Source organism: Pseudoalteromonas sp. SR45-6, from assembly GCF_014163545.1.
Lineage (GTDB): Bacteria > Pseudomonadota > Gammaproteobacteria > Enterobacterales > Alteromonadaceae > Pseudoalteromonas > Pseudoalteromonas rhizosphaerae.
Genome location: NZ_JACJDM010000013.1, coordinates 26,761 through 44,390 on the forward strand (window position 1 = coordinate 26,761; position 17,630 = coordinate 44,390).

The window sequence follows — 17,630 nt, forward strand, 5'->3', positions numbered from 1 at the left end:
GAAAAAAGGAGCACCAGCTCCTTTTAAAATAATTTACTTTAGTCTAACGCTCATAGACAACTTCAACGTCATAATCGTCATCATCCCAACTATCCCAGTCGTCGTCATCATTCTTCTTAGTGGCATCTTTATGATAAGTATCCCATTTGAATTCAACTTCTTCATCTTCAATTGGCACAAATTTTTCTTTTGGCATGCTATCGAGTAGCGTCATGATGTTATGAATTAATGGTTGAGTATTTAGCTTATTAATTGCAGAAATATGATAAATATTTTCAGTCTCGCCTAACTCTTCAGCAATTTGCTCACATAGCGCCTGTGCTTCATCTTCAGGTAATAAGTCTATTTTATTAAATACTAACCAACGTGGTTTTTCAGCCAGCTTAGGACTGTACTGGTGCAACTCATTGATGATTGCAAATGCATTGTCTACTGGGTTTGAACCATCGACAGGCATTACATCGATAATATGCAGTAATACACGGCAACGCTCTAAATGTTTCAAGAAGCGAATACCCAAGCCAGCGCCATCAGAGGCACCTTCGATTAACCCTGGGATATCTGCAATAACAAATGATTTATTTGCTTCTGGACGTACCACACCTAAATTTGGAATCAGCGTAGTAAATGGGTAATCAGCTACTTTTGGTTTCGCTGCCGATACACTACGAATAAAAGTAGACTTACCTGCATTTGGCAAACCTAATAAACCAACATCAGCTAATAATAATAGCTCTAGTTTAAGGTTACGTACTTCACCTGGTGTGCCCAATGTTTTTTGACGAGGCGCTCGGTTAGTACTTGATTTAAAACGCGCATTCCCCAAGCCGTGGAAACCGCCTTTTGCAACCAAAATTCTTTGACCATGTTGAGTTAAATCACCAAGACCTTCTTGGGTATCAACATCCATGATCCGAGTACCTACAGGCACCATCACATATAAGTCATCAGCCTTTTTACCGGTACAGTTACGACTGCGGCCATTAGTACCACGTTCAGCTCTATGAAAACGCTCAAACTGATAATCGATAAGGGTATTTAAGTTTTCATCAGCTTGTAGATAAACACTACCACCATCTCCACCGTCACCGCCGTCTGGTCCACCATCTGGGACATATTTTTCACGACGGAAAGATACGATGCCGCTGCCACCGTCTCCAGCTTCTGCGCGAATTTCTACTTCATCTACAAACTTCATGATTACTCACTTTAGGGATTGGCTTGTTAATTTCACTATTATATACCTAAGCCAAGCTGATTGCAGGCTTGGCTTAGGTATATATTTATTTTCAAAACAAAAAACCCCGCAAAGGCGGGGTTTTTTAAGAACCGATTCTGATTACTCAGATACGATGCTTACGTATTTACGGTTTAAAGGACCTTTTTGTTCAAACTGAACTTTACCATCTGCTTTTGCGAAGATAGTGTGGTCTTTACCGATACCTACGTTTGTGCCAGCATGGAATTTAGTTCCACGTTGACGAACAATGATGCTACCCGCTAGAACTGATTCGCCACCAAAACGCTTAACACCAAGGCGTTTGCTTTCTGAATCGCGACCGTTACGAGTACTACCAGCTGCTTTTTTATGTGCCATTTCTAAGTACCTCTAATTAAGCGCTAATGCCAGTGATTTTAACTTCTGTGAACCATTGACGATGGCCCATTTGCTTACGAGAATGCTTACGGCGTCTAAATTTAACAACCTTAATCTTCTCACCGCGACCATGTGAAACAACCTCAGCTGTTATTTTACCACCGTTTACGAACGGTACACCGATCTCGATTTTCTCACCATCAGCAACTAAAAGTACTGAATCAAATTCAACTGCTGCACCAGTCTCAACGTCTAATTTCTCAAGACGAATTGTTTGACCTTCAGTCACACGGTGCTGTTTACCACCACTTTGGAAAACCGCGTACATAATTAACTCCGTCTGTGCGCCCTCAAATCGACGCAACTAAAATATTATTCAATAGGGCGCGAAGTTTACGCTAATGTGCAAAAACTAGCAAGCCTGTTTTATTAATTAAATGAATAAAAAATAGCTGCATTGAAGGCGATTCAATATTTTCACCTATTTTATATTAAATTGGCATTATGCCAAGCCTTTTTAGCGTTTCATGACAAATAAATTACACCACGAACAAACACGCGCTAAGAATAAAAAACAACCATGTTGAATTACCGTAAATTTTCTCAAATATAAAAGTTATCTTTACTAATTAAGGCTAAATTAAGCTACTTAACCGTGTTTTTTCAGCGAATCGTCACAAACTGTCGAGCAAAGCTGTTTTTTGTTGTACAATCAGCCCCGTATACCCATTAAAATTGGCTCGGAGATCAATGGATATAAAAGCTATCCAGGCGTTAATCGAAAACGATATGAATGACGTCAATCAACTAATTTACGCGCAAATGCGCTCTGATGTAGCATTAGTCAATCAACTAGGCTTATATATAGTAAACAGCGGCGGCAAGCGTGTTCGCCCTATGTTGGCTATTTTAGCGGCTAAAGCACTTGGCTATGAAGGCAAAGATCATGTTACTTTAGCAACTATTGTTGAATTTATTCACACAGCTACATTACTACATGATGATGTCGTTGATGAATCAAATTTACGCAGAGGAACACCGACGGCAAATGCTGAGTTTGGTAATGCAGCCAGTGTACTTGTTGGTGACTTTATCTACACCCGCTCATTTCAGCTAATGGTTGGTATTGGTAAAATGCAAGTTATGCAAATACTCGCTGATGCAACCAACGTGATTGCCGAAGGTGAAGTACTGCAATTAATGAACTGTAACGACCCTGATACCACCGAAGATAGCTACATGCAGGTAATTTACTCTAAAACAGCTAAATTATTTGAAGCTGCAACAGGCCTTGCTGCGATTATTACCGAAAAAGACGACTCGACACTGCAAGCGCTTAATCTTTACGGTATGCATTTAGGAACCGCTTTTCAATTGGTGGATGATGTACTTGATTACAATGCTGATGCTGAGCAGTTAGGTAAAAACATCGGTGATGATCTGGCCGAAGGCAAACCTACCCTGCCACTACTTTATGCTATGCGCCACGGTAATGCTGAGCAAGTACAGTTGATCCGTGATGCTATTGAGCACAGTAATGGTATGGATCACTTAGAAGCTATTCTAAGTACCCTCAATGAAACCAAAGCACTTGAGTTTACGATGAATAAAGCCAACGAAGAAGCTGATAAAGCGATTGCGTGTTTATCTGTATTAGATGAATCACCGTATAAAGAAGCACTCGTTAGCTTGGCTCGTATTGCCGTTGATCGTAATCACTAATAAACACCTAATGTATAAAAATCCTTCGAGCATAAAAAAGCCTGCAAATGCAGGCTTTTTTGTATCAATCGTCTTAGCAATTAAGCGTTGATGAAATCAACACCTTCTTGGATGTCTTTTTTCAGCGTATCAAGCATGTCGTTTTTAGCTTGCTCTTCAAATGCGCTTAGTTCACCGTAAGAAAGAATTTCTTCTACGCCGTTTTTACCTAAACGTACTGGGTGTGCAAAGTATGCAGCATCGCCATTTTCAACAGCAACGTAAGCGTAATCTACAACGTCTTCACCTTGTAAGCCTTTAACTAAAGACATACAAAAACGTGCAGCAGCAGCGCCCATTGATAATGTTGCAGAACCACCGCCAGCTTTTGCATTTACTACTTCAGTACCTGCATTTTGGATACGTGGAGTAAGCGCAGCAACTTCTTCATCAGTGAAAGTAACGCCTTCAACTTGAGATAGTAACGGAAGGATTGTTGTGCCTGAGTGACCACCAATTACTGGTACTTTCACAGTTGCAACGTCAACACCTTTAAGTTCAGCTACAAATGCTTCTGAACGGATCACATCAAGAGTGGTAATACCGAAAACACGTTTCGCGTCGTAAGTACCTGCTTTTTTGAATACTTCCGCAACAATTGGCACTGTGCCATTTACTGGGTTAGTGATAATACCCACTAATGCTTTTGGACAGTTAGCAACAATACCTTCTGCTAATGTTTTAATAATACCAGCATTAACATTAAATAAATCAGCGCGGTCCATACCAGGCTTACGTGGCATACCAGCAGGGATAAGAACGATATCACAACCAGTTAACGCTTGATCTAGTGCATCAACACCAAAGCCTGCAACTTTAACGTCTGTTGGGATATGAGAAAGATCAACAGCAACACCAGGAACAACTGGAGCAACATCATAAAGTGATAATTCAGAACCAGCTGGTAAGCCTGTTTTTAATAATAAAGACAACGCTTGGCCGATACCGCCAGCAGCACCTAATACAGCAACTTTCATTGGAATTCTCCGTAATTTGAGGTAGGAAATATTTGTGGCTCTAAAGATAATGAAATTAACGACTAAAGACAAATTTATCCTGCTTATTTCACATATAATTTAGACCATAGTTGTAAACTTGCTGGTTTACAGCACTAAAATCCATCGCAAAAGCAAACAACTACTGCATAAGTATGCAATATTGTGTACAATTAGCGCATCACTTATGAATAAGAACCTATAATATGCAACCACAAGATAAACAAGAAGCATTAGTAAAGGCCTTTAAGGCACTTTTAAAAGAAGAAAACTTTGGTTCACAAGGTGAGATTGTTGACGCCCTAAAAGAGCAAGGCTTTGATAATATTAGTCAAAGTAAGGTGTCGCGGATGTTAAGCAAGTTTGGCGCGGTACGCACTCGTAATGCCAAACAAGAAATGGTCTATTGTTTGCCTGCTGAAATGGGCGTACCTACAGCGAAAAGCCCATTACGTCAGTTAGTGATTGATATAATGCATAACGAAATGATGATCATTATTCGAACCAGCCCAGGAGCTGCACAATTAATTGCTCGGCTATTAGATTCATTAGGTAAAGCAGATGGCGTACTAGGCACCATTGCTGGTGACGATACTATTTTTATCGCTCCAGCTAAAGTATCTGAAATTGATGTAACTCTTGAACGCGTGCGTATTTTATTTGATACGGTATAAGTCTACCGATTCAAACTTTTTACAGCTGCTTTAAAAAGTTAATTGATGGGGCAAAAAACGCAGACCCCATATCGGCTTGAGTAAAATCAAGCCAATGATCGTAGCAATCGCCATCACCTAATCGACTTCGTAATACTTGCTCAAATGCATTTCCCTGTGCTGCATAACTAATCGCTAATATACCCTGTTCGTAAACGTCACCATAAGGCATGTTTTGATTTAATTGCAGTGGTTGCCCTTGCTCATCTTTTAACTCAGTGCGTACAGCATGACTATTTTCAGTCGCTGGCATAATCAAGGTATTATCTAAGCGAGTGCGTCCCATTATTTGTTCTTGCTCACTCAGTGGTAGGTTTTGCCACACACTTAAATCATGCTTATAGCGCTGTATATGTACGTAACTGCCTTGATCTTCAAAATGGTTGGGTTTATTGATTAACGCTGTGATGCGCTTTTGGCGACCATGAGGAGTGTCACCACCGAGTATAAAACCATTAAAATCGCGACCATCTAAAAATCGAAAGTTTCTCACTTGCTCAACCAATTCAACATCGGGGGCAAATAACTTGAGAATTTGCAAAGCAAATAAATGGTTTACATCTTCCCTATCGGAACGAATTTGGACAAATAAATCAAAAGGCTGAGCCCCCATAATATGATCATTATGAGTAATATTAGGAAAGCTCTGTAATTCACTAGGCAGAAATTCAGGCAGAATATGCGGCCAGTACTGCGCCCCTACTGCAACTAGGCTGGAGAGCATCGATTCAGAAAACTGATCTGAAAACTCATCTTGGATAGCGCTAACGTATTTTAATTTTTTGCGTAATGACTCATCGTGGCCATCAAATACATTAAAAAACAAATGTAAACCGTGCAAGTTTGCTTCAGCACAAATTCCAGATTGCGCTTGCGCCATGATATTTCCTTAACTCAAAATCTCATACACGGCGTTTTTAATGAAATTAAAAATACTAAAACACTTAATCTGCGAAAAAGTTAACCGTGTGTGGTGTTATTTTTATTGTCACCTACTCATTTGCTAAAATGATTGGCCCAACTAAACAGCAACTTCAATTTATTGTCCATCGTTCATAACTTTATACACAAAATGCAGAGCAACAAAACGACGGTTTAAAATAGTCACCGTATTTGCACTACAGCCTTGTGATTGAAAAGGTATTAACTCAAGATGGTATGGGCGAACACAAAGTTACCCAACTTGCTTTACTCGACGATAAGTAACTAATGACTCAGCCCCCGTAAGCAGTACGATATTCAGTTGCTGTTAATACATCTGCACCCAAGTATATGCCCTGACCAAGAAATTCTGCAACTACCTTTGAGCTTGAAGCGCTAAATAGCGGCTCAAACGTGTCTTGTTGAGCAATTTCCCCACAATTCATAGCCGCTAATTTATCGGCAAGTCGCATTTATTTTAAAGAATTACAAAGCGCCTTAATAGATATTGGTTTTTAATCATTTAAGGGATATATGCAATAAACTTAAACCATATACGATTAGAAATCGTCTAAGCAACACTACAATTACATCCACTATTAAAGGCAACCACGCCCATAATGGAAATCACTTGTGCGATATATCTCACGGTTATGACAGCTATTGAGTATAAAGCATCATAAAAAAAGTCTAAAAACAAACTAACCACATGAAATATAATAACTATTATTAAATTTCAAAATAATGACTGTATTTTCATTACTATTTTTAGCCTATTTTGTTTGCCGATACTCTCTATACTTACTTCATCGGTTAAGCAGTGACGCTTAAATGAGTAAACGGACAAGGAATGATTACTCATAAACCTCGAATTAAAGGTTACGTTAGGAAAAAATGGATTCACGGACAGGCTCAGGATGAGTAGCACTAAGGATAGTAAATATACGGACAGCGTCAAGATGATGCGAAAAGGAATAACAACAGGGCTCGCAAGAGAGTTGTTAAACAGGATGTTATAAAAGCGGACAGATGGACAGGCCCTAAAGGGTATCGCAATGGAACTGTTAACTAAGGGATAGCATCAGGACGATGCGTAAAGGACTGGTAATAGAGATTACCAAAAAGGATCAAAAGGAAGCACATAGGACAGAGGCACGGATAGCCTATATCACGCAGAACGAATAAGTAACAGTGTGATCACATGGATAAGTAAAGTTTAGGAGTTGATTAAGTTCAATTGCAGGATGCAAAAAATTAGAAGATTCCGCAAGCGCGACTAGAGATAGTTCGCGCTTTTCTTTTGCCCAAAAATACCCTCAGCTTAACTACTACTTGCCAATTAACTCGCTCATTAATACTCTCGCGTCTAATCTAATTAGTTATTGATTGTGTATAAGCGATGACTTCTCTAAAATAGCGCGCTCATAAATCATTGAGGTCGGCCGTGTTAATTAACTACAATCCTCCATTAGATCCGTATTTAACCATTTTATTTCAAGATGATGATTTACTGATCGTCAACAAGCCCAGTGAACTTTTGACTGTGCCGGGAAAAGATCCTAAACACGCCGATTGTTTGATAGCTCGCGTTAACCGTGTTTTTCCTACGGCAAAAATAGTTCACCGCTTAGATATGGCAACCTCTGGAATTATTTGTTTAGCAATGCATAAAGCGGCTCATCGTCATTTAAGTATGCAGTTTCAAGAACGCCAAACTGCAAAGCGCTATGTTGCACGAGTGTACGGTAAACTAGAGCCATTAACGGGATCAGTCAATTTGCCGCTGATCTGTGATTGGCCAAACCGCCCTAAGCAAATGGTTGATCATGACAAGGGGAAGCCCTCTTTAACTCATTACACTGTACTGGAGCATGAGCTGCACGCCACTCGTGTGGAACTTACCCCTATTACCGGACGCTCACATCAATTACGTGTGCATATGTTGTCATTGGGACACCCTATTTTAGGCGATAGGCTCTATGCTCACCCTGATGCACTGGCTGCTGCCCCGCGCTTGCAATTGCACGCACAAATGCTACGGCTCACTCACCCGGGAACAGCACAAATTATGACTTTTGAAGCTGAGCCAGAGTTTTAATTACGAGCTTAAAATCACACTAAACTTTTTGCTGTACACGCCGATAACAACTTATTGATTCATCGTGGTGGTTTATATGGCTATCGGCAAACAGTTTAAAGTATGGCAATTAATTAGTTTGGTTTACGCGACTTTCTTGGCCATGCCAGCCCAAGCAGCCGACTTTATTGCACCCACACCATGGTCAACAATCAGCAGTAATGATTTATCACGCCTAATGCCGCAAGATGAACTAAAACCGCTACTCGCTGGTGATACTGAGTTTTTAAGTTTATATCGCCAACACATGAGTGCCCAGCAGCGCGGTGTGGTATTGATTATCCCTGATTGGCAACACTTACCTACCAATAACAACGGGCTCAACTTTTTACGCACGCAACTTAACGATTTAGGCTATGCCACAATTGCTATGACGGTACCCGATATTGATTGGCAAGCAGCGCCACCTGCGGATGCAAGTGAAACAACTGAACCTGCAGCGGCTAAGCAAACTACAAGTTCAGACAATGGCGAACCATCAGCTGACACAGCCACTCCTGTTGTACATGTTGATGCTATCGCTCATATAAGCAATGCGATAATAGATAATTATAAACTCAACTTAATTGCACGCTTTAATGCGTTGTATCAAAGTGCATTGGATGAAGATGGGAAAATTGTTGTTATTGCACAAGGTGCCTCTGCGGGAGTATTGCTCGAACACTATGGCGAATATCCAAATACCAACATAGATGCATTTGTCAGCCTTAGCAGTTATTTACCAAACAGTAAACGTAACCAACAACTTAACGCGATTATATCGACTATTAGCCCGCCGTTATTGGATATTTACTACAACATAGATAACCCGGACTTACTGCTGAGTGTGGCGGATAGAAAACGCTGGGTTAAACGTCACAGTAAATATGATTACCGCCAACGTGAGCTGTTTGGTTTGCGCTCTGAGCCTGAGCAACATGAGCGCTTGACCAAAGAAGTAGACGGGTTTTTACGCCGCCTTTTTTAAATATTCGTAAGCGGCTTGAATATCTTGGCTTTTCTTGACTGCCAGTTCCATCATATGTTTAGGTAAACCTTGAGAAACTAATTTATCAGGATGGTGCTGCGCCATTAATTTACGGTACGCTACTTTTACTTCTCGTTCACTCGCCTCATTATTTAACCCCAGCAAAGCCAGCGCTTGAGTACGGCTCATGCCACTATTTGGCGGTACATGATGCCCTGAGCCTTCACGATAACTACTGCTTTGCCCTTGTTGACGTTGTTGCTGCTGTTGATAGCGTTGTTGTTGCTGACGAAATGAAAATTCAGCTTGGTAACGTTTAAGTACAAATGCAAAGTGAGTTTTAGAGATCCCTAATAACTTACTTACCTCTTGGAGTAGCTCCTTTTCTTGCGCAGCTAACACCCCATCAGAAAACGCCATTTGGATTTGAATTTCTAAAAACAGTTGTAATAAATCATGGCGACGAGCAAAACGCTCTTTAAAATCGAAAACAGTTTCTTTTAATGAAAAATCAGCGTCTTTTCCCGCTTTAAACGCATCTTGTGCCTCTTTGCGATCATCACCAGTGAGTCCCATTTCATCCATAAATAAACTGGCAGCACGGATGTGGGTTTCGCTTACGCGGCCATTTGACTTAGCAATGTGCCCCATTACTCCAAAACAGCTAGTAAAAAATAACGCTTGGCGCTGATTAATATCATCATCGCCTTTAAATAAGCTTGAAAAGCCGCCGGCTTTATCAAAGTTCTGCTTTAAACTCTTGTCAAACATATGGCCCAGGTATAAGCCTATAAATAAGCCTATAATGCGCCCAAACATAAAGCCAAAGCAGGCACCTAAAATTTTACCCCACATGAGGCGCTCCTATTATATGTGAATTACTTAATGAGTTGTTGCTCTATCAACAACTCATTCAATTGAGCTAATCGTTCTGGAGTTCCGATATCGTCCCAGTTACCTATGTAAAGCTCCGTAGAGACAACATGCTCAGCCAATTTACTTTTTAATAATGGCCCTAAGCGATGAGTACCCGCTGTAATTCCTGCAAAAAATTGCTGATGAAAGCGACTAATACCAGAAAATGTATACTTGGGGCTATCTGCGCTTAGATGACGCAACGTAAAGTCACCATTTGGGTTGTGGGCTGGATTTTCAACCAACACAATATGTGCCTCGCCCGCATCTAAGTGAATATGCAGTAATGAACTAACATCATAGTCGGTAAATATATCGCCATTAATAACAATAAATTGCTCACCAAGCAAAGGTAATGCTTGAATAATACCACCTGCAGTTTCTAATCCCTGCTCAGGCTCTTGGCTATACTCAATATGTACTCCAAGCTGGCTACCATCGCCAAAGTAAGCACGGATCTTATCTCCTTGCCAAGCAAGGTTTATAATAAAATCAGTGATCCCTGCTGTTTTTAGTCGCTCAATATGATGCTCGATTAATGGTTTTCCTTGCACCTTTAACATAGGTTTAGGTAATTCTGCGGTAAGTGGCATCATTCGCTGACCGCGACCCGCGGCTAAAATCATCGCTTTCATTATTTAGTTGGCACTTTATTAAGTGCGACTAAGGTAGCAGGAATAATCTTACTGTTGATCCATTTACCCAGCTCCACCAACGATGAATGATCTTGCGCCACATCACTAATGTAGCGCAGTGTCGGTAATACATTATCCATATAACCGAGTTTACCATCGCGTAAATTTAACCGGCAAAAAATACCCGCCGCTTTTAAATGGCGTTGAATACCGGTTAAATCAAACCATTGTTTAAAGGTTGCAAAGCTGATGTTACTGAGCAAGCCCTGTTGCTCAAACTCAGCAAATGCATGCTCAAGTAAGTATTCAAGTTCATCGTGAGGAAGTTTAAAATAACAATCACGCAGTAACGATACCAGGTCATAACATACCGGGCCTTGCACGGCATCTTGATAGTCAATAATTGCCCATTGCTGTTCACTGTGCATAATATTACGGCTATGAAAATCACGGTGTACGGTGACGCTAGGTTGCGCGAGTATATTTTCAATTAATAACTCACAGCTCGTTTGCCATAAATTACGTTCTGCAGCAGTAACTTCTAGCTCTAAAAATCTCTCTACCAACCATTCTAAAAAAATACTTAGTTCTAATTCTAAAAATGCCCGATCAAAATCTTTCATGTGCTCAACAGGCGGCATTTTTGCCCATTGTGCACTAAGTTTTATAAGGTGTTTATAGTGATTGATACGTTCTTTATCATCCAGCATATCAGCAAGATGTGTGTTGCCTAAATCGCTTAATAAGAAGAACCCTTGCTTTTCATCAGCATGTAATATTTTTGGTAGTTTGAAACCATGCTCAGAAAAAACTTTGTTGAGTTCTATATAAGGAGTGTTATCGAGCTTAGCTGGATCTGAGTCCATAACTATATAGCTATCTTGACCGCGATTTAGGCGGAAATAACGACGAAAGCTGGCGTCTCCGGTGATCGCAGCTAGCTGGTATACTTCATCTTCGAAGTGCGGATTTAAAAACTGCTGTAAACTTTTATAACGATTCATTTTACAAGATATCTATTTTTCACTAAGTCAATTACTGTATTTGCCATTGTTTTCCTTTATTATGTCATTCTTACATCCAACGACAGCATATTAAGGTTAATAAATGAGCAAAACCTGGGGCATGATGATGCTAAGTGTGATCAGCGCACCATCGTTCGCCGAAACTGAACTGACACACAACTTTTGTGGCAATTCAATGCAAACCAGAGCTTGGCAACCGCTTGCTGGCCTTGACTTAGGCATGATCGATATCCGTTCAGATGATATTGAACTGCTTGGCACCCAAAGCGCAGAATTTACCGGTAATGTTGATATTAACACCCTTACTATGAGTTTGTCCGCACAAAGTGCGCTAATTGACAAACAGCGTGGGTTACTTAATGCAACTGGCCCTATTACTTACCGTGACACTATCAGTGAAGTAAATAGCTCAGGTCTTAATGCTGATTTAAATAGTTCTGAAATCAGCCTACTTGGTGCCGATTATAAGCTGACGGATCAACAAGCACACGGCGGTGCAGAAAAGCTCACCATTAATAAGTCTGGCTTAGATCTGCTGAACGCAAGCTTTACTACCTGTCCAAGCGATACGCCCGTGTGGGCAATTCAAGCTGAACAAATTTTATTATCCCGTGAAGAAGGCTGGGGCGAAACCCATGATATGGTATTACGTATTATGGATACGCCAGTACTTTATTTACCCTATTTCACTTTCCCAATTGATAATCGAAGAAAATCAGGCTTATTAACACCCAATATTTCCAGTTCAGATCGCTACGGCGTAGAAACTGTTACTCCATATTATTGGAATATTGCACCAAACTTTGATGCCACGATTACACCTCGCTATATGTCTAAAAAAGGCTTACAGCTGCAAACCGAGTTTCGTTATTTAAGTGATATCAATGAAGGTCTCGTAGCACTTGAATACCTTGACAAAGACGACTCCGAACCAGAACTCAAAGAGCGCTTTCTATTTCACTGGCAACAACAAAGTTATTTTGCCGAAAACTGGCGTGCAAATGTTGATATAACCAACGTCAGCGATGATAACTATCTCACTGATTTGGGTTCTAATTACGCAACACGTACTGACACCCAACTGTATCGTACTGGCTCGTTATCACACTTAGGTGATACTTGGCGTACAGATATTAAAGTACAAAACTTTGAAGTGCTCGGTGATCATCTTGAATCGTATGCGGCATGGCCACAAATTAGCTTTTCACAAACAGCACCATTTAGTTTTCAGGATATTGAACTGACCCTAGACGGTGAACTGAGCCACTTTACTAATGATACAGCAATCATAGAAAAAGCCACTCGAGTGCACATCGAACCCAAAGTAAGTTATGGTTATCAAGAGCATGCTTGGTCGTTTTTATCTGAATTTAGCGTACTGCACACTAACTATAAGCAAGAAGGTGATTTAGCTAATACCGATTATGCTAAATCAGTTTCACGTACTTTGCCTAAAGTGCGTTTATACAGCCAATTAAACTTTGAGCGTGATACCACTATCTTCGCTGATGATGGGATTCAAACCTTAGAGCCACAAGTGCAATATTTGTATACACCAAATAAAGATCAATCCGATATAGGTTTATACGATACGACAAAACTACAAGATGATTTTTTTGGTTTATTCCGTGATAGTCGCTTCTCAAGCGTTGATCGTATAGCCGCAGCGAATCAATTTACATTAGGTGCAACCACGCGTTTATTTAATAATAAAAGCGAAGAATTGTTTAATTTTAGTGCTGGTCAAATATTTTATTTAAGTGACTCTGCCAAGCCAACATCACAAGGGTTAAACTCAGATACCAACTATAATGCCTTGTTTGCCGCACAAACCATGTTACATTGGCACCGCCGCTGGTATTTATCAGGCGGAATTCAGTATGACACCGATGGAAAGCAGATTATCCAGTCAAATGTGACTTTAGATTATAAAGGTGACGATAATCAGCTGGTACAATTGAACCATCGCTATGCAAATGATGTCTCAGGCAATACAATCGAACAAGTTGGCTTTTTTACTAGCATTCCGCTCAGTGATCAATGGCAGTTTGTAAGTAGCTATCATCGCGATTTAGAAAGCGGTCGTAGTGTCGAGGTGTTCAGCGGATTGCAATATGAATCCTGCTGTTGGGCCTTTCAAATTACCGGTCGTCGCCAAATCGCAACTGATTTAAATCAAGCGATAGGCCAAGAACAAGCCACTTTTGATTCAAGCATTGGGTTTAATATTGTCTTAAAAGGGTTAGGTAGTAAAAGCCGTTATGATGCACAAAAATTATTACAACAAGGTATTTTTGGCTATCGTAGACCGTATTTTCTTAATAACTAGTATTACCGTACTATTAGCAAGAGTATTAGAAAAAGTATGAATTTAAAAAAATTATTAGCATCAGCATTTTTGACGCTTGGTTTATACCAAAGCGCTTTCGCAGCCCCTGTTGAAATAGACAAGGTGGTTGGTATTGTAAACCAAGGAGTTATTTTACAAAGTGAAGTTGACACCATAGTTAACCGTGTAAAAACCCAAGCTAAAGAGCAAGGACAAGAATTACCTTCGGATGATACGCTACGCATTCAAGCAATGGAGCGCTTAGTAAATCAAGCGCTGATGATGCAATTAGCCGAGCGTATGGGGTTAGAAATATCTGATAGTCAACTGGATCAAACTTTGGTTAGTATGGCTAAAGAGCAGGGCGGAACAATTGCAGACTTGCGCCGTACGATTGAAGCGTCAGGCGAGAGTTTCCAGTCTTATCGTGAAGAAATTCGTAAAGAAATTACTACTCAACAAGTGATGCGCGCAAACGTAGATCGTCGTATTTATATTAGCCCGCAAGAAGTTGATAACCTTTTAAAAATAATGGAAAGCCAAGGTCAAAATACGGAAGAGTATGACATTGGTCATATCCTCATTGATATTCCAAATAATGCCACTGCGGATGAAATTGCTAGCGCAAAAACTCGTGCCGATAAAGTCATCGAATTTTTACGAGAAGGTAAAGAATTCAAACGCATCGCTATTTCATCATCAAGTGGTTCAAAAGCTCTTGAAGGTGGTCAGCTAGGTTATATGAGTATCAATGAAATGCCGTCATTATTTGCTGAAGCAGTGAAAGGCACTAAAAAAGATGCCATTATCGGCCCGCTACGCTCTGGCGCTGGTTTTCATATCATTAAAGTGCAAGATATTCGTGGTCGCCAGGTTGTTGAAACAACTGAAGTTCGTTCTCGCCATATCCTAATCAAGCCGTCAATTATCTTAAGTGAAGAAAAAGCCCGCAATATGCTAAATGGTTTTGCCAAAGAGTTACGCGCAGGTACAGCTGATTTTGGTGAGCTTGCTAAAGAGTATTCAGAAGATCCAGGCTCTGCACTTAAAGGTGGAGAGTACGATTGGACAGATCCTACAACCTATGTGCCACAGTTTAGAGACGCCCTACTATCACTTGATAAAAATGAGATCAGTGACCCGTTTAGAACCACATTTGGTTGGCATATAGTGCAGCTATTAGACAAACGCATTGCTGATAAAACCGAACTAGCTAAACGTAACCGTGCTCATGGCATGCTCTTTAATCGTAAATTTAAAGAAGAAAGCTTTAACTGGCAGCAAGAAATGCGTGAGCAAGCCCATGTTGAAATTTTCCCAATTGATGAATAACCAATGATTCTACGTATTGCAATTACTCCCGGCGAACCTGCCGGGATCGGCCCAGATTTACTGTTGCAACTTGCACAGCATGATTGGCCTGCGCAGCTGGTTGTGATTGCTGATAAGCAGTTATTACAACAGCGAGCCAAACAGCTTGGTTTAACAATCAATTTAATTCCATTTGATGAAAACGCAGCAGCAGCAATCGCTCCAGCAGGGAGTGTCTATCTGCACCAAGTTGATTTAGGTGCCGAAGTTGAAATGGGTGTATTAAATGATGCCAACGGCCAATACGTACTCGATACTTTACGTATCGCGTGCGAAAAAAATATGAATGGTACGTTTGCTGCGGTTGTAACTGGCCCTGTTAATAAAGGTATTATCAATAAAGCTGGTATTTCATTTAGCGGCCATACCGAATACTTTGCCCAGCAATCAAACACCCCTGATGTGGTGATGTTGTTAGCTACTGAAGGCTTAAGAGTTGCACTAGTGACCACGCACATCCCACTAGCTTATGTATCACGTGCTATTACAAGTGAGCGTTTAAGTAAAGTTGCGGGTATTTTAAACCATGATTTACAAACTAAATTTGGTATCGAAAAACCACGTATTTTAGTCTGTGGGCTTAACCCTCATGCGGGTGAAGATGGCCATTTAGGGCGTGAAGAAATTGACACCATCACCCCAACCATTGAACAGCTAAATAGTGAAGGTATGAATTTAATCGGGCCATTGCCTGCTGATACCTTGTTCCAAGACAAATATCTATCACAAGCTGATGCTGTGCTGGCAATGTATCACGATCAAGGTTTACCTGTGCTAAAATACAAAGGTTTTGGCAAATCGGTTAATATCACCCTTGGTTTGCCGTTTATACGCACCTCAGTTGATCACGGTACGGCGCTCGATTTAGCCGGTACTGGTGATGCTGATGTTGGTAGTTTTGAATTAGCGATCCGCGAAGCAATTAAGCTCGCCCATGAAAAAGCACAAAATCAATGACAGATAAAGTACATTTAGGACACCGCGCCCGCAAACGTTTTGGGCAAAACTTTTTATGTGATGAGATGATCATCGATAAAATCGTCACCGCGATTGATCCTAAACCTGAAGATAATTTAGTTGAAATCGGTCCTGGTCTAGGTGCTATCACTGAACCGGTAAGTGAGCTAAGTGGCCACTTAACGGTTGTTGAGCTAGATAAAGATTTAGCCCAGCGCTTAACTGAGCATCCTTTTTTAGGGCCTAAGCTTACTGTGCATCAAGGTGATGCAATGAAATTTGATTTTTCAAGTTTGATCAAAGCTGACCGCAACAAACTAAAAGTGTTTGGTAATTTACCGTACAATATTTCAACACCGTTACTGTTCCATTTATTCGAGTTTGCCGACAACATTGAGCATATGCATTTTATGCTACAAAAAGAAGTGGTAAAACGCATGGTAGCAGGACCTGGTAGTAAAACATTTGGTCGCTTGAGTGTAATGACACAGTATTACTGTAATGCAATGCCTGTCATCGAAGTACCACCAGAGTGTTTTAAACCAGCACCGAAAGTTGATTCTGCCGTTATTCGTTTAATACCGAAAAAGCCAGAGCAACGTACAGCAAAAAGTACTAAAATTCTTAACACTGTGTGTTTAGAGGCCTTTAATCAGCGCCGCAAAACACTGCGCAACAGCTTAGCTAATTTACTCACCGCAGATGAATTAACTAGCATTGGTATAGATATCACGTTGCGTGCTGAAAGCCTTTCGTTACAACAATTTATTGATATAGCTAATTGGATTTATGACAACAAGCAGTAATTTGGGCTCACCCATCAAAGTATCGGTAGAAACATTTTATGTTGAGGGTCAATCACAACCTGAACTTGATAAATATGTATTTGCTTATTCCGTTACCATTAAAAATCACAGTCTATGCAGCGCAAAGTTAATTAGCCGCTATTGGTTGATCACTGATGCAAATGGTAAAGAAATCGAAGTACAAGGTGAAGGCGTAGTCGGTGAAAAACCAACTATTGGTCCTGGTGAAAGCTATAAATATACCAGTGGTGCAGTGCTAGATACTCCCGTAGGAACGATGCAAGGTTATTACACCTTGAAGAATGAGTTCGGTACAGAGTTTGATGCACCTATTAATGTTTTTCGTTTATCACTGCCTAATATTTTACATTAAATAACCTGAAATCGGGTTAAGATATTTATTAACGCATTGATTTAATGATATAACTAGCCTTTAAGCTGTCCTGTCGGAGATTTTCAGAGATAACAAGGCGAATTTACGCGTCAATAGCTGGCCTATTG

The 17,630-nt window shown here is 40.4% G+C and carries 17 protein-coding genes; 9 read left to right on the forward strand and 8 right to left on the reverse strand.

Going from position 1 to position 17,630, the window contains the following annotated elements; genetic code table 11:
* Positions 1-43: 43 nt before the first annotated feature.
* From cgtA to rplU, 3 genes are all read right to left on the reverse strand, one after another.
* Positions 44-1,198, reverse strand: coding sequence for an Obg family GTPase CgtA (gene cgtA, locus H5158_RS08195; protein WP_149982083.1), 1,155 nt, complete (start codon positions 1,196-1,198; stop codon positions 44-46).
* Positions 1,199-1,339: 141 nt separating this feature from the next.
* Entirely contained in the window at positions 1,340-1,597 is a 258-nt protein-coding gene (rpmA, locus tag H5158_RS08200; protein WP_064665557.1) for a 50S ribosomal protein L27, read from the reverse strand.
* A 16-nt stretch (positions 1,598-1,613) separates the two neighbouring features.
* Positions 1,614-1,925: a 50S ribosomal protein L21 gene (gene rplU, locus H5158_RS08205; RefSeq protein ID WP_006794538.1), complete on the reverse strand. Its 312-nt coding sequence runs from the start codon at positions 1,923-1,925 to the stop codon at positions 1,614-1,616.
* Between the two features lie 422 nt (positions 1,926-2,347).
* Between rplU and ispB the strand changes: the two genes are divergently transcribed.
* Positions 2,348-3,319, forward strand: coding sequence for an octaprenyl diphosphate synthase (ispB, locus tag H5158_RS08210; RefSeq protein WP_182739816.1), 972 nt, complete (start codon positions 2,348-2,350; stop codon positions 3,317-3,319).
* Between the two features lie 80 nt (positions 3,320-3,399).
* Here ispB and mdh read toward each other — a convergent pair whose 3' ends face one another.
* Complete coding sequence (gene mdh, locus H5158_RS08215; protein WP_145235472.1) at positions 3,400-4,335, reverse strand: malate dehydrogenase; 936 nt, start codon at positions 4,333-4,335, stop codon at positions 3,400-3,402.
* Between the two features lie 224 nt (positions 4,336-4,559).
* Between mdh and argR the strand changes: the two genes are divergently transcribed.
* Complete coding sequence (argR, locus tag H5158_RS08220; RefSeq protein WP_145235470.1) at positions 4,560-5,027, forward strand: transcriptional regulator ArgR; 468 nt, start codon at positions 4,560-4,562, stop codon at positions 5,025-5,027.
* A 19-nt stretch (positions 5,028-5,046) separates the two neighbouring features.
* On the opposite strand, the gene H5158_RS08225 is transcribed toward argR, so the two are convergent.
* Positions 5,047-5,946, reverse strand: a complete 900-nt coding sequence (locus H5158_RS08225) for a Dyp-type peroxidase (protein WP_149982085.1) — start codon at positions 5,944-5,946, stop codon at positions 5,047-5,049.
* Between the two features lie 1,485 nt (positions 5,947-7,431).
* Here H5158_RS08225 and rluA point away from each other — a divergent pair.
* Positions 7,432-8,085, forward strand: coding sequence for a bifunctional tRNA pseudouridine(32) synthase/23S rRNA pseudouridine(746) synthase RluA (gene rluA / locus H5158_RS08230; RefSeq protein ID WP_182739817.1), 654 nt, complete (start codon positions 7,432-7,434; stop codon positions 8,083-8,085).
* A gap of 76 nt (positions 8,086-8,161) precedes the next feature.
* Entirely contained in the window at positions 8,162-9,091 is a 930-nt protein-coding gene (locus tag H5158_RS08235; RefSeq protein ID WP_182739818.1) for a DUF3530 family protein, read from the forward strand.
* Here the strand turns inward: H5158_RS08235 and djlA are convergent.
* The 3 genes from djlA to H5158_RS08250 are packed head-to-tail and all read right to left on the reverse strand — an operon-like array spanning position 9,074 to position 11,645.
* On the reverse strand, positions 9,074-9,946 hold the full coding sequence (djlA, locus tag H5158_RS08240) for a co-chaperone DjlA (RefSeq protein ID WP_149982088.1): 873 nt from the start codon (positions 9,944-9,946) through the stop codon (positions 9,074-9,076). The genes H5158_RS08235 and djlA overlap by 18 nt on opposite strands.
* A 23-nt stretch (positions 9,947-9,969) precedes the next feature.
* Positions 9,970-10,641, reverse strand: a complete 672-nt coding sequence (gene murU, locus H5158_RS08245) for an N-acetylmuramate alpha-1-phosphate uridylyltransferase MurU (RefSeq protein WP_182739819.1) — start codon at positions 10,639-10,641, stop codon at positions 9,970-9,972.
* The gene (locus H5158_RS08250) at positions 10,641-11,645 is read right to left on the reverse strand and encodes an aminoglycoside phosphotransferase family protein (RefSeq protein ID WP_182717154.1); all 1,005 of its coding nucleotides are present in this window, start codon (positions 11,643-11,645) and stop codon (positions 10,641-10,643) included. The genes murU and H5158_RS08250 overlap by 1 nt, the downstream gene beginning before the upstream one ends.
* 103 nt (positions 11,646-11,748) lie before the next feature.
* Between H5158_RS08250 and lptD the strand changes: the two genes are divergently transcribed.
* From lptD to apaG, 5 genes are read left to right on the forward strand one after another with little or no spacing between them, the layout of a single operon-like run.
* Positions 11,749-13,995 carry an LPS assembly protein LptD gene (gene lptD, locus H5158_RS08255; RefSeq protein ID WP_182717155.1) on the forward strand — a complete coding sequence of 749 codons (2,247 nt, stop codon included), beginning with the start codon at positions 11,749-11,751 and terminating at the stop codon, positions 13,993-13,995.
* Positions 13,996-14,031: 36 nt separating this feature from the next.
* Positions 14,032-15,327: a peptidylprolyl isomerase SurA gene (gene surA / locus H5158_RS08260; protein WP_149982092.1), complete on the forward strand. Its 1,296-nt coding sequence runs from the start codon at positions 14,032-14,034 to the stop codon at positions 15,325-15,327.
* A 3-nt stretch (positions 15,328-15,330) separates the two neighbouring features.
* Complete coding sequence (gene pdxA / locus H5158_RS08265; RefSeq protein ID WP_182717156.1) at positions 15,331-16,323, forward strand: 4-hydroxythreonine-4-phosphate dehydrogenase PdxA; 993 nt, start codon at positions 15,331-15,333, stop codon at positions 16,321-16,323.
* Positions 16,320-17,129: a 16S rRNA (adenine(1518)-N(6)/adenine(1519)-N(6))-dimethyltransferase RsmA gene (gene rsmA, locus H5158_RS08270; RefSeq protein ID WP_145235444.1), complete on the forward strand. Its 810-nt coding sequence runs from the start codon at positions 16,320-16,322 to the stop codon at positions 17,127-17,129. The genes pdxA and rsmA overlap by 4 nt, the downstream gene beginning before the upstream one ends.
* On the forward strand, positions 17,113-17,502 hold the full coding sequence (gene apaG, locus H5158_RS08275) for a Co2+/Mg2+ efflux protein ApaG (RefSeq protein ID WP_145235442.1): 390 nt from the start codon (positions 17,113-17,115) through the stop codon (positions 17,500-17,502). The genes rsmA and apaG overlap by 17 nt, the downstream gene beginning before the upstream one ends.
* The last annotated feature ends 128 nt before the right edge of the window (positions 17,503-17,630 follow it).